Annotated in this window: 25 protein-coding genes and 2 pseudogenes; 11 read left to right on the forward strand and 16 right to left on the reverse strand. The window is 69.1% G+C overall.

Annotated features, from left to right (window positions below):
• Nucleotides 1–125: 125 nt before the first annotated feature.
• The gene (locus FOH10_RS18565; RefSeq protein WP_228814472.1) at nt 126–677 is read left to right on the forward strand and encodes a DUF3000 domain-containing protein; all 552 of its coding nucleotides are present in this window, start codon (nt 126–128) and stop codon (nt 675–677) included.
• Between the two features lie 191 nt (nt 678–868).
• Entirely contained in the window at nt 869–2122 is a 1254-nt protein-coding gene (locus FOH10_RS18570; protein WP_143981692.1) for a ribonuclease D, read from the forward strand.
• Nucleotides 2123–2461: 339 nt separating this feature from the next.
• On the opposite strand, the gene FOH10_RS18580 is transcribed toward FOH10_RS18570, so the two are convergent.
• On the reverse strand, nt 2462–3265 hold the full coding sequence (locus FOH10_RS18580) for an enoyl-CoA hydratase (protein ID WP_143981694.1): 804 nt from the start codon (nt 3263–3265) through the stop codon (nt 2462–2464).
• Nucleotides 3266–3365: 100 nt separating this feature from the next.
• Entirely contained in the window at nt 3366–5306 is a 1941-nt protein-coding gene (gene dxs, locus FOH10_RS18585; RefSeq protein WP_029924119.1) for a 1-deoxy-D-xylulose-5-phosphate synthase, read from the reverse strand.
• A gap of 382 nt (nt 5307–5688) precedes the next feature.
• On the opposite strand from dxs, the gene FOH10_RS18590 reads away from it, so the two are divergent.
• The gene (locus FOH10_RS18590) at nt 5689–6369 is read left to right on the forward strand and encodes an SIMPL domain-containing protein (protein ID WP_411157805.1); all 681 of its coding nucleotides are present in this window, start codon (nt 5689–5691) and stop codon (nt 6367–6369) included.
• A gap of 76 nt (nt 6370–6445) precedes the next feature.
• Here the strand turns inward: FOH10_RS18590 and FOH10_RS18595 are convergent, their stop codons facing one another.
• The 3 genes from FOH10_RS18595 to FOH10_RS18605 form a co-directional block, all read right to left on the reverse strand.
• Nucleotides 6446–7750 carry a DoxX family protein gene (locus FOH10_RS18595; RefSeq protein ID WP_143981696.1) on the reverse strand — a complete coding sequence of 435 codons (1305 nt, stop codon included), beginning with the start codon at nt 7748–7750 and terminating at the stop codon, nt 6446–6448.
• A gap of 76 nt (nt 7751–7826) precedes the next feature.
• Nucleotides 7827–8897, reverse strand: a complete 1071-nt coding sequence (locus FOH10_RS18600; RefSeq protein WP_280525728.1) for a sensor histidine kinase — start codon at nt 8895–8897, stop codon at nt 7827–7829.
• A 10-nt stretch (nt 8898–8907) separates the two neighbouring features.
• Nucleotides 8908–9579, reverse strand: coding sequence for a response regulator transcription factor (locus tag FOH10_RS18605; RefSeq protein WP_143984182.1), 672 nt, complete (start codon nt 9577–9579; stop codon nt 8908–8910).
• A gap of 87 nt (nt 9580–9666) precedes the next feature.
• Here FOH10_RS18605 and FOH10_RS18610 point away from each other — a divergent pair, with 87 nt between their 5' ends.
• The gene (locus FOH10_RS18610) at nt 9667–10203 is read left to right on the forward strand and encodes a M15 family metallopeptidase (RefSeq protein ID WP_143981698.1); all 537 of its coding nucleotides are present in this window, start codon (nt 9667–9669) and stop codon (nt 10201–10203) included.
• Between the two features lie 285 nt (nt 10204–10488).
• On the opposite strand, the pseudogene FOH10_RS18615 reads toward FOH10_RS18610, so the two are convergent.
• The 3 genes and pseudogenes from FOH10_RS18615 to FOH10_RS18625 form a co-directional block, all read right to left on the reverse strand.
• Nucleotides 10489–11598 (reverse strand): annotated as a pseudogene (locus FOH10_RS18615) (class I SAM-dependent RNA methyltransferase); the annotation flags it as partial.
• A gap of 597 nt (nt 11599–12195) precedes the next feature.
• Nucleotides 12196–12309, reverse strand: a pseudogene (locus tag FOH10_RS36290) (hypothetical protein); the annotation flags it as partial.
• The gene (locus FOH10_RS18625) at nt 12284–14275 is read right to left on the reverse strand and encodes an APC family permease (RefSeq protein ID WP_143981699.1); all 1992 of its coding nucleotides are present in this window, start codon (nt 14273–14275) and stop codon (nt 12284–12286) included. The pseudogene FOH10_RS36290 and the gene FOH10_RS18625, both read right to left, overlap by 26 nt.
• Before the next feature lie 209 nt (nt 14276–14484).
• Here FOH10_RS18625 and FOH10_RS18630 point away from each other — a divergent pair, with 209 nt between their 5' ends.
• Complete coding sequence (locus FOH10_RS18630; protein WP_029924110.1) at nt 14485–15150, forward strand: potassium channel family protein; 666 nt, start codon at nt 14485–14487, stop codon at nt 15148–15150.
• Nucleotides 15151–15152: 2 nt separating this feature from the next.
• Nucleotides 15153–15875, forward strand: a complete 723-nt coding sequence (locus tag FOH10_RS18635; RefSeq protein WP_143981700.1) for a potassium channel family protein — start codon at nt 15153–15155, stop codon at nt 15873–15875.
• 47 nt (nt 15876–15922) lie between these two features.
• On the opposite strand, the gene FOH10_RS18640 is transcribed toward FOH10_RS18635, so the two are convergent.
• From FOH10_RS18640 to FOH10_RS18650, 3 genes are all read right to left on the reverse strand, one after another.
• Nucleotides 15923–16633: a sigma-70 family RNA polymerase sigma factor gene (locus tag FOH10_RS18640; RefSeq protein WP_081592564.1), complete on the reverse strand. Its 711-nt coding sequence runs from the start codon at nt 16631–16633 to the stop codon at nt 15923–15925.
• Nucleotides 16634–16790: 157 nt separating this feature from the next.
• Nucleotides 16791–17366: a DUF3159 domain-containing protein gene (locus FOH10_RS18645; RefSeq protein ID WP_039815559.1), complete on the reverse strand. Its 576-nt coding sequence runs from the start codon at nt 17364–17366 to the stop codon at nt 16791–16793.
• Nucleotides 17367–17570: 204 nt separating this feature from the next.
• Complete coding sequence (locus FOH10_RS18650; protein WP_029924106.1) at nt 17571–17963, reverse strand: OB-fold nucleic acid binding domain-containing protein; 393 nt, start codon at nt 17961–17963, stop codon at nt 17571–17573.
• A gap of 141 nt (nt 17964–18104) precedes the next feature.
• Here FOH10_RS18650 and FOH10_RS18655 point away from each other — a divergent pair, with 141 nt between their 5' ends.
• Complete coding sequence (locus tag FOH10_RS18655; protein WP_143981701.1) at nt 18105–18830, forward strand: alpha/beta fold hydrolase; 726 nt, start codon at nt 18105–18107, stop codon at nt 18828–18830.
• A gap of 97 nt (nt 18831–18927) precedes the next feature.
• Here the strand turns inward: FOH10_RS18655 and FOH10_RS18660 are convergent, their stop codons facing one another.
• Together FOH10_RS18660 and dut are read right to left on the reverse strand one after the other, a co-directional pair.
• Nucleotides 18928–19821 (reverse strand): DUF3710 domain-containing protein, encoded by an 894-nt coding sequence (locus FOH10_RS18660; protein WP_244962098.1) that lies wholly within the window; start codon nt 19819–19821, stop codon nt 18928–18930.
• 5 nt (nt 19822–19826) lie between these two features.
• Nucleotides 19827–20327: a dUTP diphosphatase gene (dut, locus tag FOH10_RS18665; RefSeq protein WP_029924103.1), complete on the reverse strand. Its 501-nt coding sequence runs from the start codon at nt 20325–20327 to the stop codon at nt 19827–19829.
• An 82-nt stretch (nt 20328–20409) separates the two neighbouring features.
• Here dut and FOH10_RS18670 point away from each other — a divergent pair, with 82 nt between their 5' ends.
• Nucleotides 20410–20880 carry a DUF3093 domain-containing protein gene (locus FOH10_RS18670; protein WP_029924102.1) on the forward strand — a complete coding sequence of 157 codons (471 nt, stop codon included), beginning with the start codon at nt 20410–20412 and terminating at the stop codon, nt 20878–20880.
• 223 nt (nt 20881–21103) lie between these two features.
• Here the strand turns inward: FOH10_RS18670 and FOH10_RS18675 are convergent, their stop codons facing one another.
• Nucleotides 21104–21406, reverse strand: a complete 303-nt coding sequence (locus tag FOH10_RS18675) for a DUF4193 domain-containing protein (RefSeq protein WP_029924101.1) — start codon at nt 21404–21406, stop codon at nt 21104–21106.
• 379 nt (nt 21407–21785) lie between these two features.
• On the opposite strand from FOH10_RS18675, the gene cei reads away from it, so the two are divergent.
• Entirely contained in the window at nt 21786–22460 is a 675-nt protein-coding gene (gene cei, locus FOH10_RS18680; RefSeq protein WP_039815451.1) for an envelope integrity protein Cei, read from the forward strand.
• A 155-nt stretch (nt 22461–22615) separates the two neighbouring features.
• Here cei and FOH10_RS18685 read toward each other — a convergent pair whose 3' ends face one another.
• On the reverse strand, nt 22616–23542 hold the full coding sequence (locus tag FOH10_RS18685; RefSeq protein ID WP_425326089.1) for an inositol monophosphatase family protein: 927 nt from the start codon (nt 23540–23542) through the stop codon (nt 22616–22618).
• A gap of 141 nt (nt 23543–23683) precedes the next feature.
• On the opposite strand from FOH10_RS18685, the gene ppgK reads away from it, so the two are divergent.
• Both ppgK and FOH10_RS18695 read left to right on the forward strand, forming a co-directional pair.
• Complete coding sequence (gene ppgK / locus FOH10_RS18690; RefSeq protein WP_143981704.1) at nt 23684–24442, forward strand: polyphosphate--glucose phosphotransferase; 759 nt, start codon at nt 23684–23686, stop codon at nt 24440–24442.
• Between the two features lie 146 nt (nt 24443–24588).
• Nucleotides 24589–26004 (forward strand): RNA polymerase sigma factor, encoded by a 1416-nt coding sequence (locus FOH10_RS18695; RefSeq protein ID WP_039815454.1) that lies wholly within the window; start codon nt 24589–24591, stop codon nt 26002–26004.
• A 296-nt stretch (nt 26005–26300) separates the two neighbouring features.
• On the opposite strand, the gene FOH10_RS34875 is transcribed toward FOH10_RS18695, so the two are convergent.
• Entirely contained in the window at nt 26301–26441 is a 141-nt protein-coding gene (locus tag FOH10_RS34875) for a hypothetical protein (RefSeq protein WP_186000527.1), read from the reverse strand.
• Nucleotide 26442 lies beyond the last annotated feature (1 nt).

Here is a 26442-nt window from a genome sequence, read left to right on the forward strand (position 1 = left end):
GCCTCCGACGACACCGGCCCCGGGAGGTTTACCTTTTGAGCGTGACACCGCTCGACTTCCGCGACGGCGCCGCACCGACCCCGGAACCCGATGAACCCGCCCGGTTCCGCGCCGCGGTCGAGGCGATGGGCACCGCAACCGTGCATCCTCGGATCGAGCTCGCACCGATCCGCCCGCCGCAGCGCCTGGCCCCCTACTCGTACGCCATCGGGGCGGAAGTCACGCAGGGCGACACCACCGTGGTGCCCGTGGACTCCGACGGTGACGCCTTCGGCCGACTCATCCTGCTGCACGACCCCGACGGCCAGGAGGCCTGGCACGGGGTGTTCCGGCTGGTCGCCTACATCCAGGCCGATATCGACGCCGCCCTGGCCGCCGACCCGCTGCTGCCGGAGGTGGCGTGGAGCTGGCTGGTGGACGCCCTGGAATCGCGGGTCCCGTTCACCGCGCTCGGCGGCACCGTGACCGCGACCAGTTCGGTGCGCTTCGGTGATATCGCCGGTCCTCCGCGCGCGCAGCAACTGGAGCTGCGGGCCTCCTGGACGGTCGGCGACACCCTGATGCGGCCGCATGTGGAGGCGTTCGGCGAGGTGCTCGCCTACGCCGCCGGGCTGCCGCCCGCGGGGGTGACGCGCCTCGAGGTGCGGCCGGGCGGCGCGGACGACACGCAACAGTAATCACTCCGCTATCACCCTCGTCACAGCCGCGACCGGCCGGTGTCCAGCTGACTGAACATCAAACTTTCTGTACCGCAACGAAATCAGCGGCGGCCACGTACGATACCGATCAGTCCGGCGCAGTCTCCGCAGCCGCCCGAATCCGAATGGGACGCGGACCCGGCCGCGCCCAACCCGTAGAGTTCAAGACCATGTCCGTACCAGACGATTCCGAAGCCACTGCCGCGGTCCCCCTGCTCGCGCCAGTGGACGGCGTACCACCGGTACTGGACACCGCCGCCGAGATAGCCGCCGCCGCCCGCAGCATCGCCGCCGGTTCCGGACCGCTCGCCGTGGATGCCGAACGCGCGTCCGGCTTCCGCTACTCCAGCCGTGCCTACCTCATCCAGTTGCGCCGCGCCGGATCGGGCACCTTCCTCATCGACCCGATTCCGGTGGATCAGGACCTGGAGCCACTGGCCGCCGCCGTCAACGATCTGGAGTGGGTGCTGCACTCCGCCGACCAGGATCTGCCCGGACTGGCCGAACTCGGCCTGTACCCCGCCCGCCTGTTCGACACCGAACTGGGTGGACGGCTGGCCGGATTCGAGCGCGTGGGCCTGGCCGCCATGGTGGAGCGACTGCTCGGGCGGGAACTGCGCAAGGGGCACGGTGCGGCGGACTGGTCCACGCGGCCGCTGCCGGACGAATGGCTCAACTACGCGGCCCTCGATGTGGAGCTGCTGCTGGAATTGCGCGACGCGGTCGCCGTGGAACTGGACGAGCAGGGCAAGACCGGTTGGGCCGCGCAGGAATTCGAACATGTGCGCACTGCCGAACCCGCACCACCCAAGGCCGACCGCTGGCGGCGCACCTCCGGCATCCACACCCTGCGCCGCACCCGTCAGCTCGCCATCGTCCGGGAACTGTGGACCACCCGCGACAAGCTCGCCCGGCTGCGCGATGTCGCCCCCGCCCGCATCCTGCCGGATTCGGCCATCATCGCCGCCGCCGCCAACGAGCCCAAGACCATCGCCCAGTTGCGCGCCCTGCCGATCTTCGGCGGCCCGCGGCAACGGCGGTACTCGCGCGAATGGCTGGGCGCGGTGGAGCGGGCCCGCGCGCTGCCCGACAGCGAACTGCCCCCGCTGGCGCAGCCCTTCGACGGTCCCCCGCCGGTGAACCGGTGGGAGCGCCGCGACCCGGCCGCCGCCGCGCGACTGCAGCGCGCCCGCGCCGCCATGACCGATCTGTCCGGTGAGGTGTCGATTCCGGTCGAGAACCTGCTGACGCCCGACCTGCTGCGCCGCATGTGCTGGGACGGTCTGCCGCGCACCGCCGCCAATGGCGACGGTGCGGCCGTGATCGACGACTACCTCAGCGCCGGGGGCGCGCGCCCGTGGCAGCGGGAACTCACGGTGCCGCGCCTCGCCACCGCGCTCTTCGCGCCCGCACAGCAGACATAACCCCGCGCCGCGCGAGGACGGTCGCAGCACCCGCGACGGATGCGGCAGCAGCGACAGGCCCGCCACCCGCGACAGGTGCGGCACCAGCTACAGGTGCGGCACCAGCAACGGGCACAGTTCCAGCGACGAGAACGGGCCCGGCCCCCGGCAACGGGCACGGCCCCCAGCGACGGGTGCGGGCAAGGCCCCGGTCGGCAACGGGCACGGCACCAGCGACGGGTGCGGCCCACGGCGACAGGCACAGCCCAGGCGACGGGTGCCGTCCCGGGCGACAGGCCCATCGTGCACCCCGACCGGCTGGCTGTCGTCCTCCAGTGGCAGAGGATGACCGGCCGGATGTCAGTCCTCGTAGACCGGCGGACGGCGGTCCTTGCGAGCCCGCATGGCCTCGTCGAAGTTCTCGGTGGTGAGCCGCACGTAGAGCTGCGCCATGCCCTCCTGCTGCATATGCGATTCGAAGCTGCCCGCCTCCATGCCGCTCCACAGCATGCGCTTGGTGAGCTCGGTGCCGACGCGGCTGTAGCGCAGGATCTGCTCGGCCAGGTCGTAGCAAGTGTCGAGCAGTTTCTCGGCGGGGACGACGCGGGAGACCAGGCCGATGCGTTCGGCTTCGGCGGCGTCCACGTCGCGACCGGTGAGCATGATGTCGAAGGCGCGGGAGGAACCGATGGCGCGCGGCAGCAGATAGCTGAAGCCGAGCTCCGCGGAGGTGAGGCCGTTGTTGATGCCCGCCGCCCGGAAGTAGGCGCCCTCGGCGGCGATGCGGATGTCCGCGCCCACGCTGAGGCAGAACCCGCCGCCGATGGCCGCGCCGTTGACGGCGGCGATCACCGGCTGATGCATGCGGCGCAGCGCCAGCATGACGTCGTTGAACAGGTCCATGGAGCGGCGGGCGATACTGGTCCGGGTCAGCCCCGCGACGCCGGGGACGCTGCCCGAGTGCTGGAGGTCCGCCCCGGAGCAGAAGCCCTCCCCGGCCCCGGTGAGCACCACCGCGCGCACCTCGTTGTCGGCGGCGACCGCCTGCAGGGTCTCCCGCAGCGGCACCATGACGTCGAAGGCCATGGCGTTCATGCGCTCGGGGCGGTTGAGTGTGATGAGCGCGACCTGCGGACGCGGCTTCTCGACGAGCACGAAGGACATGCGAACTCCTGAACCGGCTGTTCCCGATAAACTGTAACCGGTTCTAGAATCTACGCGAGCAGCCGCGCCCCGCATCCGAAAATCGCGCGGACTCCGCGCCCTACGAGACGGCCTGCTCCGCCACCACGTCCGCGTCGACGGTCAGCGCGCCCCCGCGCAACCAGGCGGTCACCCGCTGGGCCACATCGGGCGGGGTGAGCCCGAGCTCCTGACGCAGCTGCGCGATCGAAGCGTGATCCAGGAAGCGTTGCGGCACACCGATCTCCCGGGTCGGCACGTCCAGCCCGGCGGCGCGGATCCGCGCCGAGACCGAGGAGCCGATACCGCCGTGCAGGCCGCTGTCCTCGAGCGTCACCACCATGCGGTAGTGCTCGGCCAGTTTCACGATGCCCTCGTTGACGGGCAGCACCCAGCGCGGATCGATGACGGTGACCGAAATCCCTTCCGCCTCCAGCAGTTCCGCCGTGCGCATGGCCAGTTCCGCGAAACAGCCGACGCCGACCAGCAGCACATCGCCGTGCACCGACCGCACCGATTCCCGACCGTCGGGCAGGTGCAGCACGTCGATGCCGTCATGCCGCTCGATGGCCGAGATCTCCTCGCACACTGTGCCTTTCGGGAAGCGGATGGCGGTCGGGCCGTCGTTGATCAGCAGCGCCTCGCCCAGTTCCTCACGCAGGGTGGCCGCGTCGCGCGGGGCGGCCACGCGCATTCCGGGCACGATGCCCAGCACCGACATATCCCACATGCCGTTGTGCGAGGCGCCGTCGTCGCCGGTGAGGCCGGCACGGTCGAGCACCAGCGTCACGGGCAGCTTCAGCAGCGCCACATCCATGAGCAGCTGGTCGAAGGCGCGGTTGAGGAAGGTGGAGTAGATGGCGACCACCGGATGCATACCGCCCAGCGCCAGCCCGGCCGCCGAGGCGATACCGTGCTGTTCGGCGATGCCGACGTCGAACATGCGCTCCGGGAAGCGGTTCCCGAACGCGCTCAGCCCGGTCGGTCCGGGCATGGCGGCGGTGATGGCCACGATGTCGTCGCGCTGCTCGGCCTGGGCGATGAGTTCCTCGGAGAACACCGCGGTCCAGCTCTGCGCCCCGGATTTGCCGACCGGCTCGCCGGTCTCGGGATCGATGCGGCCCACGGCGTGCATCTGATCGGCCACATGGTCCTCGGCCGGTTTGAAACCGCGCCCCTTCTGGGTGACCGCGTGCACCACCACCGGGCCGCCGAAGTCCTTGGCACGCCGCAGCGCCGCTTCCAGGGCCACCGGGTCGTGCCCGTCCACCGGGCCCACGTACTTCAGCCCGATGTCGCCGAACAGCTCCTGCGGCGCGACCGCGTCCTTGATGCCGGTCTTGAGCGCGTGCAGCATCGAGTAGGCCGGTTCGCCCACCCGGGGAATGGACTGCACGATGCGTTTGGTGGCGTCGAGGGCGTGCTCGTAGGCGGGCTGCATGCGCAGCGCGGTGAGCCGGTCGGCCAGGCCGCCGATGGTGGGCGCGTAGGAGCGGCCGTTGTCGTTCACCACGATGACGACCGAGCGGTCCTGCCCGGCGGCGATATTGTTCAGCGCCTCCCAGCACATGCCGCCGGTGAGCGCACCGTCGCCGACCACCGCGACCACGTGCCGCTTCTGCCGGGTCAGCGCGAACGCCTTGGCCAGTCCGTCGGCGTAGGACAGCGCGGCCGAGGCGTGCGAGGACTCCACCCAGTCGTGCTCGCTCTCGGCGCGGCACGGGTAACCGGACAGCCCGCCCTGTTTGCGCAGCGTGTCGAAGCCGTCCTTGCGGCCGGTCAGGATCTTGTGCACGTACGCCTGGTGACCGGTGTCGAAGATGATCGGATCGGCCGGCGAGTCGAAGATGCGGTGCAGCGCGATGGTCAGCTCCACGACGCCGAGGTTCGGCCCCAGGTGACCGCCCGTCGCGGCGACTTTCCGCACCAGGAACTCGCGAATCTCCTCGGCCAACTCGCCCAGCTCCGGTACCGACAGCCGACGCAGGTCCTCGGGCGTATCGACCCGGGAAAGCACTCCCACGGCTATTGCTCCCTCCGGAAAACTCCTGTGTTTGCCACAGTCTACGGAGCCCCTACCGGCCCCCGATGCCGGGAATGAAACCCCACCTGCGACATCGGCTTCGAATGTGAGGTTACACACGATACTCGGGTTCGCGCGGGCCGTCGGCCGGGTCGGAGCGGACAACGGGCGGCGGTGGGGCACGCCTGTTCGACCTCCCGGATTCCGGCCAGGCCACGGATACGGCGAAGCGATGGATACGGCGAAGCGGTGTCGCACCGCCGAGCCGCCGCGCCCCGCGCGCCGTGGCCGCCTATCGAACTCCCGTGTCGGCGTGGCCCGGTCCCGGCCGGGGCGTCGGTAGCATCGGCCGTGACCCGTCCGCCTACCCGGAGGAATGCCCGTGACCAGCACCGAGACCGGCACCGTCACCACCTTCGGCAGCGGGGCCGCGCGCGCCACGCCGGATCTCATGCGGGTCACCATCTCCATCGAGTCGCGGGCGGAGACCGTGTCGGCGGCGTATGCCCGCGCCGGGGAGCGCAGCGACGCGGTGGTCACCACCCTGCGCGGCGACGGGGTGCGAGCCGCCGATATCGCCACCAGCGGGCTGTCGGTGCGCACCGACACCGTGTGGGCCGAGAATCGCGAACGCATCACCGGCTACATCGCCACCACCGCGCTGACCGTGGTGTTGCGCGATGTCGGATCCAGCAGTGCCGCAACGCAATCCGGAATCGCCCCGGCCACCGTCATCGCGCACGCCGTGGACGCGGGCGGCGACGACGTCCGCCTCGGCGGCCTGAACCTCACCGTCTCCGACGAGGAGGCACTCCTGGCGCGGGCCCGCGACGCCGCCTGGGACAACGCCCTCGCCAAGGCCACCCAGTACGCCACCCGCGCCGGACGCACCCTGGGCCCGGTGGTGGAGATCACCGAGAACACCTCGATGCCCACCCCGGTCCCCCGCGCCTACGCCGTCGCCGCCAAATCCGCCGGAATGGGCGGATCCCCGGAGATCCCCGTCGAACTCGGCGAGAGCGAACTGTCCGCGAGCCTGCGCGTCACCTGGCAGCTGCGCTGAGCGAGCCCGAGGTCGCCGGGTCGTGATCGACCGGCCGCGCCGATCGTGCGATTCGCGGGCGAGAACGATGCGCCATCTATCGGAAGTACGGGTAGTCCTGCACCCAATGGAATCCGCGACTGTTGAGGGTGAAGCTGTTCAGGTCGACCCGTTCCAGAGTGACGGTGATCGGGCGACCCCGCAGTGTCCCGCGCAATGACAGCCGGTCCGGCACCGGTCGCTCGACGGACAACGTCGCGAACGGTTGTATTGTGTCATCGCTGAATATCACCCGGCCATCCGGTCGGAACTCGGCGCGCACCGCCACCAGTTCTCCGTTCATCCGTTGATAGGTCGCCTCCGCGGGGTCGTCGAAAACCAGTCGCTGCCATCGATTCTCGTCGGTCGTCAGCGGTGGTGTCGGTTGCCCGTCGAGGGTGAACTCGCGCACCTCCCAGATTCCGTACAGTTCGGACTTCGGGCTGTCGGGACCGTACTGCTCCTGCCAGACCAGCCAACGGTCGTAGCCACCCAGCACCACCCAGAAGGCGACGGCGAGTTGAAACCACACGGCCTTGCGGTTCTTCCGAACGTCGGTGAACAGCGGCGGCGGTGTCAGCGGTCGGCATGGGCGTTGCCGTACGAACAGATCGATCAGTCGCGCACAGTATGGAGCGAGCAGGATCAGGCCGATCAGCAGCAGATGCCCCGAGAGCAGCTTCTCCGGTATGTCGAACGTCAAGTTCAACAGCAGCACCTGAGCCATGCAGAGCACACTCGACAGGGCACCCAGTACCGCTGTCCGCGGTACGAACAACAGCAGCCCTGCCACGACTTCCGCCGCACCGAGGGCCATCTCGTACGGGTGCGAGCCACCGACCTGTAGCCACAGCACCGAGGCCGGACTCAGATCTCCGTACGGCTGCAACAGTTGCGCCAGCGTCGGTCCGGGCATCTGGGTGGGGATCAGCTTGGCGACTCCGAAACCGACCATCACCGCGCCCAGGCACAGGCGCAGGAAGAGGGTGAACCACGCCCACGAACGAGGGTGCGCGGTCCGGCGATCGACGACCGTCCACACCGCGGCGGCCACGACCGCGACCACCAGGATGCAGAACACCAGTACCCAATTGGCGGTCTGGTCACCGGCTCCGGAGTCCCGGTGCAGCACGGCGTCGACGCCGAAGACCGTCCGGCCCACCCACCCGGTGATCGGGTCGGCCGGCGCAACCGCCCATTCCCCGCCGAGGCGGTGGACCCAACGTCCGAGCAATCCCAGCAGCGCGAACGGGATCACGGTGGTGAACAGGCAGAACAGGCTGAAGTAGACGAAGCAGAAACGAAAGACGGCCCAGCGCCAACCTGCCGCGGTCGTGGACTGTGTTGAAAGGCTGTGATTCACGCCTTCAGCGAAGACGGTGCGGTGTGGTCAGCGCGTATGGATTATTCGATACACCGACGATATGCCGGACCTCGCGTCAGGCCCGCGGTAGTCGCACCGTGACACGCAGCCCGCCGCCGACACGCGGTGTGAGCGTGAGCGTTCCGTCGTGAGCTCGAGTAATGGTGTCGACGATGGCCAGCCCGAGCCCCACGCCCGCGTGATCGGTGCGGATGCGTTCGGTACCGCGCCGGAAGGGCTCGGCAAGCGTCGACACCAGTTGAGCCGACAGTATTTCGCCGGTGTTCTCGACCGTGAGGGTGACCGTGCCGGGGTGAATCGCGGTCGTCACCCATACGGTGCCTTGGTCGGCGACGTTGTGCACGATCGCGTTGTGCACGAGATTCGTGGTCAGTTGCAGCAGCAGTGCGTACGACCCGACGGTCGGGGTGATGTCGCCTGAGGTTTCCATGGTGAGCCCGCGCGCTTCGGCGAACGGGAGCAGCGTTTCGGCGGCTTCCTCGGCCAGCAGCGAAAGATCGACCGGTTCCCGCGTGAAGGAACGCTGATCGGCGCGGCTGAGCAGGAGCAACGCTTCGGTCAACTCGATCGCCCGGGCATTGACGGCATGGAGCCGTTCGACGAGTTCGCCGGTGCGGCGATCCGGATCGTCGCGGGCGACATCCAGCAGGGTCCGGGTGATCGCCAACGGCGTCCGCAGTTCATGCGAGGCATTCGCGGCGAACCTCCGTTGTTCGGCGACATGGGATTCGAGTCGCGCGAGCATGCCGTCGAAAGCGTCGGCGAGTTCGCGGAACTCGTCCTGGCGGCCCGGAAGTCGAATTCGGTGTGCGAGTGAGCCATTCGCGGCGGCCCTGGTGGCCGCGGTGATGCTGTCCAGTGGCGCGAGCATGCGTCCGGCCAGAAGCCAGCCGCCGACCAGACCGAACACCAGCAGGAACACCAGCACGACGGCCGCGGCCGTGCCGAACACACCCGGACCGAAGTTGGACGGGTCGACAATGAGCGGGAGATTGGCGGGGTCGGGCACGACATTCCCGACCGGCAGGTCACGCAGCAGAAACACCCATACGGCGGTAAGCAGCAGCACACCCGCGAGCATGAGGAACCCGGTGTAGCTGAGCGCGAGCTTGAGGCGAACGCTCAACCCGGGTGCCCTATTCATGCGCGGATTCGTCGATCCGGTAGCCGACACCGGGCACGGTGGCGATGAGACCGGGTTCACCGAGCCGTTTGCGTAGGGCCGACACGGTGATTCGCACCGCGTTCGTGAACGGGTCGGCGTTCTCGTCCCATGCTCGCTCCAGCAATTCCTCGGCGCTGATCACACCGCCTTCCGCGGCGACGAGCACCTCGAGCACGGCGAATTGCTTGCGCGTGAGCGCGATATAGCGGCCGTCCCGATAGACCTCGCGACGAAACGGATCCACACGCAATCCGGCGATCTCCCGCACCGGCGGCCGGCTGTGCGCACGCCGACGGTCCAGCGCGCGGAGCCGAAGCACGAGTTCACGCAGTTCGAAAGGCTTGGTGAGATAGTCGTCGGCGCCGAGCTCGAATCCCGACGCCTTGTCGTCGAGCCGGTCGGCGGCGGTCAACATCAGAATCGGCATGCCACTACCGGACGCGACGATATGTTCGGCGATCACGTCGCCGGAGGGCCCGGGGATGTCGCGATCGAGGACGGCGATGTCATAGCTGTTGATGGTCAACAGTTCCATCGCGGTGTCACCGTCACCGGCGATGTCGGCGGCGATCGCGGCCAGGCGCAACCCGTCGCGAATGGCCTCCGCCAGGTACGACTCGTCCTCTACCACCAGTACACGCATGCTCTCGATGCTAAGTCGAGGCGTATTTCGCCGACGTATGCGAAACGGCTTACGGGCCGGCAACACCCTGCTGCCTTGACTGGCAGCATGAGACCAAGACCTGTCACCCGTAGACGCGCTGTCCTGGGACTGCTCGCCGCCCTCACATCGATCACCGTGGCGTGCGGAGAATCCACCGAGGCCGACGGTGGCCTCCCCCGCGATGCGACGGTCTTCGACGACCGGTATCCCGGTGTCGCGAACCTGGCCCCCGATCTACTCCGCGCACTGCGGCAGGCGGCGGCCGACGCCGCCGCTGACGGGGTCACGTTCACCGTCAACAGCGGCTGGCGTTCCCCGGACCACCAGGATCGTCTGCTACGCGAGGCAGTCGTGAAGTACGGTTCGCGCCAAGCGGCCGCCCGCTGGGTCGCCAGCGCGGAAACGTCGGCTCACGTGTCGGGCGACGCCGTCGACCTCGCCCCGGATGCCGCGAAGTGGCTGGCTGTTCACGGCGCCGCCTACGGCCTGTGCCAGATCTACGCCAACGAGCCCTGGCATTTCGAACTGCGCCCCGAGGCCATTCATGGTGGTTGCGTCCCCATGTATCCCGATCCAGCTCACGATCCGAGGATGCGGCGTTGACCACGTTCTGCCCCGTCATCGACGACACACCCGTACCAGCTTCGACCCGACATCGTCCAGTACGCGCGCACCGGTGATCGGCGCACCGGCCGCCGGGTGGCCGAGGCGGTGCCCGGTGTGGACACGATCGTGCACGCGGCCTCGGACTTCCGAGGGTTCGGCCGGTCGGACATCGCACAGACCGCGCATTGCCTCGGATCGCGAGTGCGGTGCGGCAGCTGCTGTACGGCCTACCGTCGGCAACGGCCGCACTGATCGCCGAGGCGAGCCGCGCCGAAGCCGTCCTCACAGTTCCAGCAGCGCAAGGCATTCCACGTGATGGGTGCCCGGGAAGGCGTCGAAGGCGCGCAGTTCGGTGACCAGGTAGCCCGCGGCCCGGTAGAGGCCGATGTCACGGGCGAAGGCGGCCGGGTCACAGCCGATGTGCACGATGCGGCGGGGTGAGCGCGCGGTGAGCGCCGCGACCACCTCCTTGCCCGCACCCGCGCGCGGCGGATCGAGCACCACGACTTCCGGTGCGGCCGCGGGCTGTTCGGAAATCCAACGCTCGACCCGTTCGGCGCGCAGGTCCACCCACGGCAGGTCACGCAGGGACGCGGTGCCGTCGGCGACGGCCGTCCGCGCGTATTCGACACCCGACACCGCCCCGGCGGACCCGACCTGTTCGGCCACCCGCGCCGCGAAAACGCCCACCCCGCAATACAGATCCCAGGCCAGGGCACCGGGCGAGGCGTACGCCCATTCCGCCACCACATCCGAATAGCACTGCGCCGCACCGATATGCGGCTGCCAGAACCCGGTGGCGGACAGCTCCCAACGCCGCCCCGCGACATACTGAACCGCCCGGCCGGTGCCCTCGATCACGGTCTCGGCGCGCGGCGCGTGCGCCGCCGCCCGCCGCGCGGCGGCACCCCGGCGATCGTTGTTCACGCCGCCACGTAGGTCCTCGTTCGAGCCGCGACGAGTGCCGCCCGAACCGCCCCGGTGATGCTGGGAGCCACCCCGACTCCGGCTGTCCGGCCCGCCCCGACGATCGCGTTCCGCGCCACCACGTCGACGACCGTCCGCACGTTCGGGTCGGCCGCCGTCGTGGCCGAAAGCATCCTGTCCACCACCGCCCCGCCGCGCACCGGAGCCCCGATCGCCACGCCCGGCGCGACGACTCCTCGCCTCCCCGGCCTCCGGTGGTGCCAGTTCGACGATATGACGCTGCCCATCCCCGTCCACCGCCACCACGAGATCCGACCCGGGCGTCCAGCTGCGCTCCGCGATCCCCGTCATCGCACCGGCCACCGGCTGCGGGCAGCGCAGATCGGTGATCACCTCGGTCCCGCGATACCGGTGCACCCCGGCCCGCCCCTCGGCATCCACGGCCAACCGCACCCGGCTGCGCCAGCCCCGGACCAGCCCCTCGGCCCCGGCCGCGTGATCGCCGGGCCGCCCCCCACCCGAAATCGCGGCGGTTCCCGGTGCCGAACCGCCGGGTGCCGTACCGCCGGTCATCTCGTCGGCCGATCGCGTCAACCCGGACCGCTCGCTGCCGGTGGATGCCCTCTTGCCCGACGTCGCGCCCTTCCCCGGCGCGTCTCCCGTCCCCCCACCGGGCATCGACGCGCCGTCCGCCCGCACTGTCGAGGCCGACGTGCCGCCGGTATCTCCGCTCGGCACCGGTCCGGAGAACGGTGCATTCGGGCCACGGCGTAGCAGCCCGAGGTCCACCGGAATCGATTCGACGACGACCTCGGTCTCCCACCCGGCCAACCGCCGCAGCTGCTCGGTGACCACCATCGCCTTCAGGCGGCGCTGCGCGTCGGGGGTGGCGTAGGAGAAATCACAGCAGCCCGCGCCGCCGACGCCGGAGACCGGGCACAAGGCCGGTACCCGATCCGGTGACGCTTCCAGGATCTCGAATGCCTCCGCGCGGCAGAAGGACCCGCCACGGTCCTCGGTCACCCGGACCCGGACCAGTTCCCCGGGCAGGCCGTGGCGGACGAACAGCACCCGCCCCTCGTGCCGGGCCACGCAGAAACCGCCGTGCCCAGGTGGGCCGAGGCGTACCTCCAGTTCGGCTCCGCGCCAATCAGCCACGCCCGTCCCCGAATCCACGCCGGATCGCGCCCGGTGCGCTGACCTCGCCCTCGCGGCGGGCCTTGGCCGAGGAGCTGAGCTGCCACGGCACGCTGGTCACCATGACGCCGGGTTCGAACAGCAGGCGGCCCTTGAGCCGCAACGCGCTCTGGTTGTGCAGCAACTGTTCCCACCAGCGGCCCACCACGTATTCGGGAATGAATACGGTGACCACGTCGCGCGGGGAATCCTTGCGCAGCCGCTTCACGTAATCCACCACCGGCTTGGTGATTTCGCGGTAGGGCGATTCGATCACCTTGAGCGGCACCGAGATATCGCTGCGCTCCCATTCCCGCACGAGCGCGCGGGTATCGGGTTCGTCGACGTTCACGGTGATGGCCTCGAGGGTGTCGGGCCGGGTGGCGCGGGCGTAGGCGATGGCGCGTTTGGTCGGCAGATGCAGTTTGGACACCAGCACGATGGAGTGGGTGCGGCTGGGCAGCACGCCGTCCCATTCGGTCTCGTCGAGTTCGCGCGCGACCGTGTCGTAGTGGCGGCGAATGAGTTTCATGAGCCCGAAGATGGACGCCATGGTGACGATGGCGATCCATGCCCCCGCCAGGAACTTGGTGACCAGCACGATGATGAGCACCGCGGCGGTCATGGTGAGACCGATGGCGTTGATCACCCGTGAGCGTTTCATCCGCGCCCGCTGCTCCGGATCGGTCTCGGTGCGCAGCAGCCGCGTCCAGTGCCGCAGCATGCCCGTCTGGCTCAGTACGAACGAGACGAACACTCCGACGATGTAGAGCTGGATGAGGTGCGTCACCTCCGCGCCGAACAGCACCACGAAGGCGATGGCCCCACCCGCCAGGAAGATGATGCCGTTGCTGAAGGCCAGCCGGTCGCCGCGGGTGTGCAGCTGCCGGGGCAGGAACCGGTCCTGCGCCAGCACCGACGCCAGCACCGGGAATCCGTTGAAGGCGGTATTGGCCGCCAGCACCAGGATCAGCGCGGTGACGATGGTGATGAAGTAGAACCCGATCGGGAATTCGGAGAACACCGCGTGCGCCAGCTGCGCGATCAGGGTCTTCTGCTCATAGCCCGCGGGCGCGCCGACCAGGTCCTTCACATTCTCCGCGTACACGATGCCGACCCGCTGGGCGAGCACGATCATGCTCATGAATAGTGTGACGGCGATGACGCCGAGCAGCAGCAGGGTGGTGGCGGCATTGCGAGACTTGGGCTTCCGGAAGGCGGGCACCCCGTTGCTGATGGCCTCCACACCGGTCAGGGCCGCGCAGCCGGAGGAGAAGGCGCGCGCGATGAGGAACACCAGCGCGATGCCGAGCAGATGGTCCTCGTCGGATTGCAGCTCGAAGCCGTAGGACTCGGCGTGCACCGTCTCACCCAGCACGTCGGTGCGGAAGAATCCCCAGATCAGCATGGCGAACATGCCGAACATGAAGGCGTAGGTGGGGATGGCGAACATGGTGCCGGATTCGCGCACCCCGCGCAGGTTCATGGCGGTCAGCAGCGCGATGGCCACCACCGCGAACAGCACCTTGTGCGTGGCCACGAACGGCACCGCCGAGCCGATGTTGGAGGCCGCCGAGGAGATCGACACCGCCACCGTGAGCACGTAGTCCACCAGCAGCGCACTGCCGACGGTGAGGCCCGCCGTGGGCCCGAGGTTCTTGGTCGCCACCTCGTAGTCGCCGCCGCCGGACGGGTAGGCGTGCACGTTCTGCCGGTAGCTGGCCACCACGACGGCCATCACCACCGCGACGGCGAGGCCGATCCAGGGCGCGTACACGTACGCCGACAGCCCGGCCACCGACAGCACCAGGAAGATCTCCTCCGGCGCGTACGCCACCGACGACAGCGCATCGGAGGCGAACACCGGCAGGGCGATCCGTTTGGGTAGCAGCGTGTGCCCCAGCGAATCGCTACGGAAGGGGCGGCCCACCACCATGCGTTTGGCGGCCGTCGTCAACTTCGACACTCGAGGCAGCATAAGGCAGCCCGGGGCATGCGTTATTCGCGGCGCGGCCGGGCGGCCGATATGCACCTCTTCGATGTGAGAAATTCTCGTTCCGGTTTGAAAGCATTCAGGAGGGGGAACGTGGCCTCGGAGGAACATGGGCGGTACGGTTGCCCCCCGGACAAGCAACCAGACCGCACACCACGGTTTTCGGGAATGGGGTTCGAACGGTGTACGTAGTGATCATGGGGTGCGGGCGCGTGGGCTCCTCCCTCGCGCGGGCCCTGGTCCGCATCGGTCACGAGGTCGCGGTGATCGACCAGAACTCGAGCGCCTTCCTGCGCCTGGGCCGTGATTTTCCCGGAATGTGCGTCACCGGTGTCGGATTTGACCGAGATGTCCTGACTCGCGCGGGAATCGAACGGGCAGGCGCATTCGCCGCCGTATCCTCCGGCGACAACTCCAACATCATCTCGGCGCGGGTAGCGCGCGAAACCTTCGGCGTGGAACGCGTGGTCGCCCGCATCTACGACGCCAAACGCGCCGCCGTCTACGAACGGCTGGGCATCCCGACCATCGCCACCGTGCCCTGGACCACCGACCGCTTCCTGCGCACCCTCGTCTCCGACCAGGCCACCACCTCCTGGCGCGACCCCACCGGCACCGTCGCGGTCACCGAACTCACCCTGCACGAGGACTGGTACGGCCGCACCGTCACCGATCTGGAGGGCACGATCGGCGCGCGCGTCGCGTTCATCATCCGCTTCGGACAGGGCGTCCTGCCCACCGGCAAAACCGTGCTGCAGGCGGACGACGCCGTCTACATCGCCGCGACCTCGGGCACCGTCGGCGAGGCCGTCGCCCTGGCCACCACCGCACCCGCCCACGAGGACTGATCATGAAGGTAGCCATTGCCGGGGCCGGAGCCGTCGGCCGCAGCATCGCCCAGGAACTACTGCGCGGCGGCCACGAGGTGATGCTGCTCGAACGCCGCCTCGACCACATCGACCCCACCGTCGCCCCCACCGCCGTCTGGGTGCACGCCGACGCGTGCGAACTGGAACTGCTCGAGGAAGCGGACCTCGAGACCTACGAGGTGGTCATCGCCGCCACCGGCGACGACAAGGTGAACCTGGTGTTCAGCCTGCTCGCCAAGACCGAGTTCGGGGTGCGGCGGGTGGTGGCGCGCGTCAACGATCCGCGCAACGAGTGGCTGTTCGATACGTCCTGGGGCGTGGACGTGGCCGTCTCGACACCGCGCCTGCTGGCCTCCCTGGTGGAGGAGGCGGTGTCGGTGGGCGATCTGGTGCGGCTGATGACCCTGCGCCAGGGTCAGGCCAATCTGGTGGAGATCACACTGCCGACCGATACGCCGCTGGCGGGCAAGGCCGTTCGCACCCTCGCCATCCCCCGCGACGTCGCGCTGGTGACCATTCTGCGCGGCGGCCGGGTGATCGTGCCGCAGGGCGACGACCCGCTCGAAGGGGAGGACGAACTGCTGTTCGTCACCTCCGTGGAAGCCGAGGACGAGCTACGGAAGGCCCTCGGCGTCAACGGTTTCGGCCCCGGCACGGCCGCGACCCCGGCGGAGTTCTCCACCGGAGCCGACTTCGCCTCCTGACAGGCCCCGGACCGGATCCGCCGCGGGCGTTCGATCCGGCCCGGCGCTCAGGACGCGGCCCGCAACTCGGCGCGCAGCTTGTTCAGCGCGCGATGCTGCATGACCCGCACCACGCCCGGACTGGTGCCGATCGCCTCCGCGGTCTCCGCGGCCGTCCACCCCAGCACGATGCGCATGACCAGCACCTCACGATGGGTGGGTGCCAGCACCTTCATGAGTTCCCGGGTGGCGGCCCTGGCCTCCGACGCCAGCGCCCGCTCCTCCGGCCCCGCCTCGGTATTCGGCTCGTCCGGGAACTCCGCCACCGGATAGGCCGGGTGCACCTGCGCCCGGCGGTAGGCGTCGGCCACCTTGTTGGCCGAGATGCCGTAGACGAAGGCCAGGAACGACTTGCCCTGGTCGCGGTAGCGCGGAATCGCCTGCACGGTCGCCAGGCAGATCTCCTGCGCCACATCGTCGGTGGTGACGTGCAGATGGGCCGCGCCGCTCATGCGGGCCGCACAGTAGCGGCGCACCAGCGGATACACGATCCGCAGCATGTCCGATACCGCGTGCTTGTCACCGTTGGCGGCCGGTCCGATCAGTTTCTCCAATTCGGCTGCCGCCCGGCGACTCTCCGACGTCGCCGCACTGTTCTTGGAACCCCGCCCCGCCAGATGCCGGCGCGAGGCGCCCTGCGCCGCCGACCCGCGCCCCTCGTCGCGGATGTCCGACGTCGCCGCTGCCTTGCCCTCGGTAACCAACTCCGGTCCTTTCATCGTTTCCTGTCACAAACGATGTTGCTGCGAACCGGAGCGCCGAAATAGGCACCCCAGGGGTGGGTTGGGATCCACCTTTATGCCACCGATGCCCCCAAAGGTGTTGCGTCTGGTGCGCTTCGCGCGATAAGTGCCCCCGGAAACCAGGGCTCGCACATCAGGGCTTGCGCGCGGGCAGGTGCCCGGCGCGGCGCACCGCCCAGACGGTCACCAGCAGGGCGACCGCCGTCAACGGCCAGCCCATGGCGATGCGGGCCGCGGCGAGCAGACCCGTGGAGTCGGCGTCGTAGAAGTGGTTCTGCACCACGTAGCGGGCACTGAACACCACCGCCCACACCGCGGTGGCCAGGTCGTAGAGGCGCATGGCCCGGCGGTCGGACCGCCAGTCGCTGCCGTGGCCGTTCAGAAACCCCCAGATGACACCGGCCAGCGGCCAGCGCACCAGCAGCGACAGCACGAACGCGCCCGCGTACACCAGGCTGGCGTAGATGCCGAACAGGAAGAAGCCCTTGGCCTCACCCATCCGGTAGGCGATGAAGGCACACACGCCCACCCCGAGGAATCCGGAGATGGCGGGCTGGACCGGATCGCGACGCACGATCCGCCAGATCAGAATGGCCGTAGCGACCCCCAGGGCCGCCCAGATGGCAGTCGTGAGGCCGCGCCAGGTATTCACCGGCACGAACACCACAACGGGCAGTGACGAGTAGATCAGGCCGCTGAAACCGCCCATCTGCTCGAGCAGCGACTGTTCGACCCGCTCCTCGCGGGCCTCCTCCGCGGCGGCCTCGCGGCCGGCAGCGGCGAGCAGGGCTTGGTCCGCGTCATCGAGAATGGACCGCTCGGCGGCGGCGAGCGCCGCGTCGTCGACGCTGCCCGGCTGCCCGGCGGTCCGGAAGTTCGTACCCTTGTCGTCGCTGCTCGGTATCGGCATGCCTCAGGATTTCTCGTGGAGTTCGTAGTAGGGGTTGTAGATCACCTTGCCGCCGGCGCGTTCACCGATCCGGCCGCGGACCAGAATCCTACGTCCCGGTTCGATGCCGGGGATGCGGCGACGCCCGATCCACACCAGGGCGATGCTGTCGGTGCCGTCGAAGAACTCCGCCTCGACCTCCGCACCGGCCGCCTTGGGGCAGGCTTCGACACTGCGCAGCCGACCCAGCATGGTGACCTCTTCACCCCGTCGACACTCCGACGCCCGACAGGCCCCCGACGCCTCCGACGTCTCGGCGAGCTCCTCGGCGTCCAATCGATCCAGGTCCTCGGTCAGCCGGCGGCTCAACCGCCGGAAATAACCGGAGGGTGTGTCCTTCCCACCCGAGGATGGCATCTCGCACTTCCCTGTAGAGCAAGACGGCGTGGGTCTCACGTCGTCGGGTTTCCCACACGACCGGCTTCGGCCGTACACCGCCACTGTAGAGGTGTGGGCCTGCCCCCGCCACGCGCGCCCGACGTGAGTAGCCTCATCCGGGTGCCCGAGCTACCCCGTCCGGCGATCGCCGTCGCTCTGCCCGGAACCGGATCCGACGCCCACTTCGCCCGGCGTGCATTCGAAACCGCCTGCGCCGCAGTCGATCTGCCGTTGCACGCGGTCGATCCGGATGCCCGCGGCGTGGTCGCGAGCTACCGTGCCGCCCTGGACACCGCCGCCCGCTCCGGGCCGGTGCTGATCGCCGGAATCTCACTCGGCGCGGCCGTCGCGGTCGACTGGGCCGCACGCCATCCGGACCGCACCGCCGGTGTGGTGGCCGCCCTGCCCGCGTGGACGGGAGCCGACACCATCGACTGTCCCGCCGCCCGCTCCGCCGCCGCCACCGCCGTCCAGTTGCGTGCCGACGGCATCGACGCCGTGACCGCCCGCATGCGCGCCTCCAGCCCGGCCTGGCTGGCCGACGCCCTCACCCGCTCCTGGCGCGCCCAGTGGCCGGAACTGCCGCGCTTCCTCGACGAGGCCGCCGCCTACGGCTGGCCCGAACCGGACCTGCTGGCGCACGTGACCGCGCCGGTGGCGGTGATCGGCGCGGTCGACGATCCGGTGCATCCGATCGCGGTGGCGCAGCGGTGGACCGCCCTGCTGCCCCACGCCGAACTGCACCGCATCACCCTGGAAGAACTCGGCGCCGACCCGAGCGTGCTGGGCCGCCGCGGCATCCCGGCGCTGCTGCGAACCACCGTGCGCCCCACCACATCGGCGTAACCCATCCCACGGTCACTGTGCCCGATATCGCAATCGGCCCGCTCACCGTCGGTGAGCGGGCCGTATCACACAGTGTCCGTTACTTGTTCGGGGCCGTTCAGCCGTTCAACCCCAGCTGCTGCATGGCCGAACCCTCGGCACCGCGGCGCGGCTGGTCCGGCTCGGTCGGCGCGATCACCGGATGCTGCCCGGTGTTCATGGCCGCCATCTGCGCCGCCACCGCCTGCTGCTGCGCCGCCAGCTGCTGCTGGTGGGCGGCGGCGAGCTGATCCGCGAGCTCCTGCGGCAGCACCACAGGCAGCGGTTCGCGCACCGGCAGCGGCTCGTCGCCGCGCCGGACGATCGTCTCGCCCAGAATCGCCCGCGCCGCCGCCACCAGGGGCTGGCCCTCGTCGGCCGCGCCGGAGGGACCGGCCGCGACCAGGCGGACCATCCAGCGGTGGCCGTCCACGCCGATGAAGCGCAGATCCGCGCCCTGGGTCACCGCGTGCAGCTCGCGACCCCAGGGGCCCTGCTGCACGGATACCTGCGCGCCGTCCTTGCGCAGCGTGTCCGCCAGATCGGCCGCCACCGACCGCCACTGCCCCGGCGACTTGGGCGCCGCGTAGGCGGCGACGGTGATACGACCGTGCTGGGTGGCCAGGTGCACCGCCTGCGGGCTGCCCTCGGGGGTCATCTCCACCTGGAGCTGGCCGCCCGGCGGCACCGGCACGATCACCGAGCCGAGATCGAGGCGTTGATCGGCGACCTTCGCCAGCAACTCGGACACGTCGTCGTAGTCGTAGGGCCCGGTGCGCTCGGCGAAGTGGGCCGCGGCATCGTCGTAGCCGCTGTCGGCCTCGTCCGCGTACTCGTCGTCGTAGTCGGCGTCCCGATAGTCGGCGTCCTGGTAATCGGTGTCCCGATACTCGGACTCGTCGTAGTCGACGTACTCGTCGTCGAACCGCTCCTCCGGTTCTCTGTCGGAGCGCTTTCTCTTCCGTCCGAACACCATCGTCATGCCTCCTTGCCGGTCGCCACGCCCGCCCCACCGGACCCCTCGGACAGGCTCGCGTGCCCTCCGCTCGATCCGTATCCTCCCGCGCCCCGAGCGGTGTCGTCGAGCTGCTCCACCTCGACGAAGTCGACCAGCTCCACCCGCTGCACCAGCAACTGGGCGATGCGGTCACCGCGCCGGAGCTCGATGGGGGTACGCACATCATGATTGATGAGGCACACCTTGATCTCGCCGCGGTACCCGGCGTCGACCGTGCCGGGGGTGTTGACAACGGAGAGGCCGTGCTTGGCGGCCAGTCCGGACCGCGGATGGATGAGCCCCACGGTGCCCATCGGGAGAGCGACGGCGATCCCGGTGCCGACGAGCACCCGCTCCCCGGGTTCGATGATGACGTCCTCTGTGGTGCACAGGTCCACACCCGCGTCGCCGGCGTGGGCACGCGTGGGTACGGGGATGCCGGGATCGAGCCGCAGCAACGGAATAGGTGGAATACCGGTCACGTATGCCGAGCCTACGCGTTCCGAGCCGCACCCCTTGACCTAGTCTGGGGTCGTGTCCGACCAGCTCCCGTCACAGGTGACCATGGAACAGCAGCAGACCGCGACCCTCTACCGCGAGCGCCTCTGGGTGCCGCTGTGGTGGTGGCCGGCCGGCTTCCTCGTGGCCGGGCTGCTGGCCGCCGAAATCCACATGGGCGCACCGGGATTGCGGGCATGGCTGCCCTACGCGGTGCTGTTCCCGATAGTGGTGTGGGTGCTGCTGTGGTTTTCGCGACACCGCGTGGAGGTGACGCGCGACGCGGCCGGAGTGCCGGAACTACGCGCGGACCGGGCGCATCTGCCCGCGTCGTTCGTGGCGCGGGCGGCGGCGGTGCCCGCCAGCGCGAAGAGCGCGGCACTGGGCCGGCAACTCGACCCGGCCGCCTATGTCCAGCATCGGGCCTGGATCGGCCCCATGGTGCTGCTGGTGCTGGACGACCCCGACGACCCGACGCCGTACTGGTTGGTCAGTACGCGTCGGCCCGACAAGGTCTTGGCAGCGCTCGGTAAATGACCCCCGTCGGCCGGGCCGCGCTGGTGGACCCGGCAGGTCGTGCGGGGCTCGGTCGAACCCCTGCCGCGTCGGGACACGCCGAGTGGGCCCGACAAGGTCGTGCAGCGCTGGTCACGGTGGACCTGGGCTGGTCGAGCCGCGCTGCGGAACTCGACACGGTCCTGACCGCGCTCGGCCGTCCGAGCGCGGACTCCAATTCCCCTCGCCGAACAGTGTCCGGCTCTCAGGCCGCGCAATCCATGCAGATCAGCTGGCCACCGTGCTCCTCGGCCAGTCGGCTGCGGTGGTGCACCAGGAAACAGCTCGAGCAGGTGAACTCGTCGGCCTGCTTCGGGATCACCCGGACCGAGAGCACTTCCTCGGACAGGTCCGCGCCGGGAAGCTCGAACGACTCCGCGGTGTCGGACTCGTCGATATCCACGACAGCGGACGCGGCCTCGTTGCGGCGAGCCTTCAGCTCTTCCAGCGAGTCCTCCGACACTTCGTCGGTCTCGCTGCGCCGCGGTGCGTCATAGTCGGTTGCCATGTCGTCTTCCCCTCGTCCTTACTCCGTATATCCCGGACCGACGCACATCTCACCGACCCCCTGGAGGGGAATCGGATCGGGGTGCACCGCCCCGCCCGTGGTGTACGTCACGACGCACACCGGTCACTGACCGGTCCGGACCCGGTGGATCCGTCCCTGATCGCGCTCGGTCAACGCAGGACATGCCCTTGTTGTTCCCGAAATCGCACCCCCGATTCACCTCGGATGATCCGATCTGGCCGCCAGACAATAGCGGACCCCACGACAAAAGTCGCAATCAAAACACACACGAGTCGAAACTGAGGGGCAATCGTCACCGTTGCTGAAACTCGCCGAGACCTTCCGCACCGTGAGCGAGACCTTTTCGTAGAGTGTGAGGGTGGTTTCACTGATCACTCGAGGCACCGCGACCGATTCCGAGGGCCGACCCTTCATCCGACGCCGCTGGGAACCGTGGGCGGCGCTGGTGGGTGCGCTCGCCGTGATCTGCCTGCTCGTCTGGTGGGGCGCGCTCACCCGGGACGCGCGCGACTCCGGCGCCATGAGCTGCAACTCCCCCAGCCCCGCGCAGAGCACCGACGCCCCCGCGGCGACCGAACTGGGTCAGCGGGTGTCCCCCTCGCGGCTGCGAGATGTGGAACCGGCGGCACTGGCCCAGACCAAGGTCCGCGTACTCAACGCCAACGGCCAGCGCGGCCAGGCCACCCATGTGGCCTCGCAGCTCAGCGATCTCGGATTCGCGCCCGCGGCAGAGGCTTTCGGTAACGATACGGTGTACGTGAACGGCGATCTGGAGTGCAGCGGGCAGATCCGCTACGGCGTGAACGGCCGCGCGGCCGCCGCCTCCGTGCAGTTGGTGGCGCCCTGCGCCGAACTCATCGAGGACCAGCGCACCGACGAGAGCGTGGACCTGGTGCTCGGCTCGCTGTTCCGCGACGTGCGGCCCAGCACCGACGCCGAGGAGGTGCTGCGTTCGCTGAAGAATCCGGCACCCGGCAGCGAACCGGCCATCGACCCGGCCCTGCTCGACGCCGCACGGACGGCCAAGTGCTGACCTGAGTTCTCCGAACCTGCCGCCCGGTGGGTTGTCCAGCCCGATCGACGTGGGGCCGTGAACCGTGGTTCACGGCCCCACGCCTGTCCGGCGCCCCAGCCGTGCGATACAGCGCCCCAGCCGTCCCCGTACCGCCGTCAGCCGCCCGGTATGCCTCAGCTCTCCGGAATGGCCTCGGTCGCGCCCAGCTCCTCCAGCAGCCCGAACAGCTCGTCGGCGATGCCCGGCGCGGCGGCGACCGTCAGCGCGCCCTCGGCACCGGACGCCTCGGGAGCCGGAAGGCGCAGGCGCGCACCGGCTTCCGCCGCGATGAGCGCTCCCGCGGCCCAGTCCCAGAGATTCAAACCGTGTTCGTAGTGGGCGTCCACGCGCCCCTCGGCGACCATGCACAGATCCAGCGCGGCCGCCCCGACACGTCGAATGTCGCGAATATGCGGCAGCAGTTCGGCGATCAGCCGCCCCTGCCGGGTGCGGCGGTGGCGCGCGTAGGCGAAGCCGGTGGCCACCAGCGACATGGCGGCGCTGTCCACGGCATTGCAGCGCAAGGGGATCGGGTCCGCACCGGGTTCGAGCCGGTGCGCGCCCTGCCCCAGCCCCGCGCTGTAGATCACCTCGTGCGCCACGTCGGCCACCGCTCCCGCCAGCGAACGCCCGTCCCGCATGGCCGCCACCGAGACGGCGTAGGCCGGGATGCCGTAGAGGAAGTTCACGGTGCCGTCGATGGGGTCCACCACCCAGTGCACGGCGTCGCCGTCGAGTGAGCCGCCGCCCTCCTCCCCCACCACGCGATCGTGTGGGCGCAGTTCGGCCAGCAGTTTGCGAACCAACTGTTCGGTCTCGGTATCCACGACGGTGACCGGATCGGTCGGCGTGCTCTTGGCCTGCACGGCGTCCGATTCGCGGGCGTGCGGTCCGAAGACCTCGGGGCGGCGGGAGCGCACGTGCGCGGCGGCGGTCTCGGCCAGAAGTACCGCTACACGGCGCAGTTCGGCGATATCGGTCCCATCGGGGTCGTCGGTGGTGTTCGATGCGGTCGAAGTGAAGGTCGAAGTGGAAGTCGAAGTGAAATCGGAGTCCGGCACGCATCCATCGCAGCACAGATCCGGCGAAACGCGCATTAGGCTTGTCGGGCACGACACAGCTCATACGCCGGTGCGGGACGCGATGTGGCGGGCGACCACGATGATGTACCGGCCTATCAGGAGAGAACGAGGAGAGTCGTCATGTCCGCTCGGGGGCACGCGTTCGGCATCGATATCGGTGGCAGTGGGGTGAAGGGAGCCGCGGTGGATCTCGCCGACGGCGAACTGGTCCACGAGCGCATCAAGATTCCGACGCCGCAGCCGTCCACCCCGAACGCCGTCGCCGAGGCGGTGGCGAAGCTGGTCGCCCAGGCCGGATGGGAGGGACCGGTCGGCATCACCCTGCCGAGCGTGGTGATCGGCGGCATCGCCCGCACCGCCGCCAATATCGACCCGAACTGGATCGGCACCGACGCCCGCGCCCTGTTCTCCGCGGCACTGGGTGGCCGTGAGGTCACCGTGCTCAACGACGCCGACGCCGCCGGACTCGCCGAGGACCGCTACGGCGCAGCGAAGGAACTGACCGGTCTGGTGGTGCTGCTCACCTTCGGCACCGGTATCGGATCGGCGGTGATGTACAACGGCGTGTTGATGCCCAACTCCGAACTCGGACACGTCGAGGTCGGCGGCCAAGAGGCCGAGCATCTCGCCGCCGCGTCGATCAAGGATCGGCTCGGCCTGACCTACCCGCAGTGGGCCGAGGAGGTGAGCAAGGTGCTGGTCACCCTGGAGAATCTGTTCTGGCCGAATGTCTTCGTGGCGGGCGGCGGGATCAGTCGGGATTATGAGCAGTGGATCCCGTTGCTGACCAACAGAACCCCCGTGGTGGCGGCCGATTTGAAGAACACCGCGGGCATCGTCGGAGCCGCCATGGCCGTCGATGCCGGTATCGCACCGTAAGCAGCCAGGTTCGATCGTTACAATGGAACAAGCCCGGCGGTGAGCCGGAAAGCCAACCCGGCGATTGCCGGAACCCCCGACCGAACCGCTCCGCCGGATGACCACTCTGGCGTGACGCCGCACGAAACCGTCACGAAAGGGCGTACGTGGTAGCCACGAATACCCGAGAGACCGCCGAATCGGCCGACGCTGCCGACTCCGCAGACACCACCGCAGCACGGCCGGTCAAGAAGGCTGCCGCTAAGAAGGCTCCGGCCAAGAAGGCCGCTGCCAAGAAGACGGCGGCCAAGAAGACCGCCGCGAAGAAGACCGCCAAGGCGACCAAGGCCACCAAGGCCGCGAAGAAGGCGGCCCCCAAGAAGGCCGGTGAGGGCGCCGACGGCGCCGAAACCGAGAACCTCGACGACGAGTCGTTGGAAATCGACGACCTGGGCGACCTCGAGGTCGACGAGGAGGACCTCGGCGACGAGGAGCTCGAAGTCGAGGACGACGAGGCCGAGGACGAGGCCGAGGAGGCCGAAGCCGAAACCGAGGAGGAGGCCGACGAGCCGACCGCCAAGGACAAGGCGTCCGGCGACTTCGTCTGGGACGAGGAGGAGTCCGAGGCGCTGCGGCAGGCCCGCAAGGACGCCGAACTCACCGCCTCCGCCGACTCGGTCCGCGCCTACCTCAAGCAGATCGGCAAGGTCGCCCTCCTCAATGCCGAGGAGGAGGTCGAACTCGCCAAGCGCATCGAGGCCGGTCTGTACGCCACGGAGAAGATCCGGGAGTACGCCGACAAGGGTGAGAAGCTCAACGTCCAGCTGCGCCGCGATCTGAACTGGATCATGCGCGACGGCAACCGCGCCAAGAACCACCTGCTGGAGGCCAACCTCCGACTGGTCGTCTCGCTGGCCAAGCGCTACACCGGCCGCGGCATGGCGTTCCTGGACCTGATCCAGGAAGGCAACCTGGGTCTGATCCGCGCCGTCGAGAAGTTCGACTACACCAAGGGCTACAAGTTCTCCACGTACGCCACCTGGTGGATCCGGCAGGCCATCACCCGCGCCATGGCCGACCAGGCCCGCACCATCCGCATCCCGGTGCACATGGTCGAGGTCATCAACAAGCTCGGTCGCATCCAGCGCGAACTCCTCCAGGACCTGGGCCGCGAGCCCACCCCCGAGGAACTCGCCAAGGAAATGGACATCACGCCCGAGAAGGTCCTCGAGATCCAGCAGTACGCGCGTGAACCCATCTCCCTGGACCAGACCATCGGCGACGAGGGCGACAGCCAGCTCGGCGACTTCATCGAAGACTCCGAAGCCGTCGTCGCGGTGGACGCCGTCAGCTTCACGCTCCTCCAGGACCAACTCCAGTCCGTCCTGGAAACCCTCTCCGAGCGCGAAGCAGGCGTAGTCCGACTCCGCTTCGGCCTCACCGACGGCCAGCCCCGCACCCTGGACGAAATCGGCCAGGTCTACGGCGTCACCCGCGAACGCATCCGCCAGATCGAATCCAAGACCATGAGCAAGCTCCGCCACCCGAGCCGCTCCCAGGTCTTGCGGGATTATCTGGATTAGTTCCGCACGAGTCGGGCCGCAGAACAGTAGTTCTGCGGCCCGAGCCGTATTCGACGCGGAGTACAGCGTTACATCCTGCGACATACAGAATGCCCTGCGCCCCAGGACTTCTCATCTCCAAGGGAACGGTGCCAAGCGCGTACGGGACAGAGAGTCGACGTGGGTTCCGCGAGTAGCTCGCGCACTACTACAGGCCCTCGTTGTTCCGCGCCGTAGTCGCTGCCGATTCGTAGTCGGTTCAGACGGTTACTTGGAGACTCCTGCTCCGCGGGTTCGCGACAGTTTTCGGATCCTGGCTACTTGCCGGCTTTGCCGGTCCCGCTGCGCTTACGGATCTTGATACCCAATTTCTCGGCCTCACGGCGCCGTTCTTCGCGCTGTTCAGGCGTCAGCTGCACACGCTCGACGCGCATAGTCTCCTGCGTCAAGGCTCCCATG

It is taken from the genome of Nocardia otitidiscaviarum, from assembly GCF_007362295.1.
GTDB classification, from domain to species: Bacteria; Actinomycetota; Actinomycetes; order Mycobacteriales; family Mycobacteriaceae; genus Nocardia; species Nocardia otitidiscaviarum.

Excerpts from the sequence above, each read along its gene's own strand:
- FOH10_RS18580 (WP_143981694.1), bottom strand. The coding sequence starts at position 3,265 with ATGTCCTTCGTGCTCGTCGAGAAGCCGCGTCCGCAGGTCGCGCTCATC.
- FOH10_RS18640 (WP_081592564.1), bottom strand. The coding sequence starts at position 16,633 with ATGAAAGGACCGGAGTTGGTTACCGAGGGCAAGGCAGCGGCGACGTCG.
- ppgK (WP_143981704.1), top strand. The coding sequence starts at position 23,684 with ATGTCCGCTCGGGGGCACGCGTTCGGCATCGATATCGGTGGCAGTGGG.
- FOH10_RS34875 (WP_186000527.1), bottom strand. The coding sequence starts at position 26,441 with ATGGGAGCCTTGACGCAGGAGACTATGCGCGTCGAGCGTGTGCAGCTG.
- FOH10_RS18645 (WP_039815559.1), bottom strand. The coding sequence starts at position 17,366 with ATGGGCGGTTTCAGCGGCCTGATCTACTCGTCACTGCCCGTTGTGGTG.
- FOH10_RS18635 (WP_143981700.1), top strand. The coding sequence starts at position 15,153 with ATGAAGGTAGCCATTGCCGGGGCCGGAGCCGTCGGCCGCAGCATCGCC.
- FOH10_RS18610 (WP_143981698.1), top strand. The coding sequence starts at position 9,667 with ATGAGACCAAGACCTGTCACCCGTAGACGCGCTGTCCTGGGACTGCTC.
- FOH10_RS18605 (WP_143984182.1), bottom strand. The coding sequence starts at position 9,579 with ATGCGTGTACTGGTGGTAGAGGACGAGTCGTACCTGGCGGAGGCCATT.
- FOH10_RS18650 (WP_029924106.1), bottom strand. The coding sequence starts at position 17,963 with ATGCCATCCTCGGGTGGGAAGGACACACCCTCCGGTTATTTCCGGCGG.
- FOH10_RS18570 (WP_143981692.1), top strand. The coding sequence starts at position 869 with ATGTCCGTACCAGACGATTCCGAAGCCACTGCCGCGGTCCCCCTGCTC.
- FOH10_RS18675 (WP_029924101.1), bottom strand. The coding sequence starts at position 21,406 with ATGGCAACCGACTATGACGCACCGCGGCGCAGCGAGACCGACGAAGTG.
- FOH10_RS18565 (WP_228814472.1), top strand. The coding sequence starts at position 126 with ATGGGCACCGCAACCGTGCATCCTCGGATCGAGCTCGCACCGATCCGC.
- FOH10_RS18670 (WP_029924102.1), top strand. The coding sequence starts at position 20,410 with ATGGAACAGCAGCAGACCGCGACCCTCTACCGCGAGCGCCTCTGGGTG.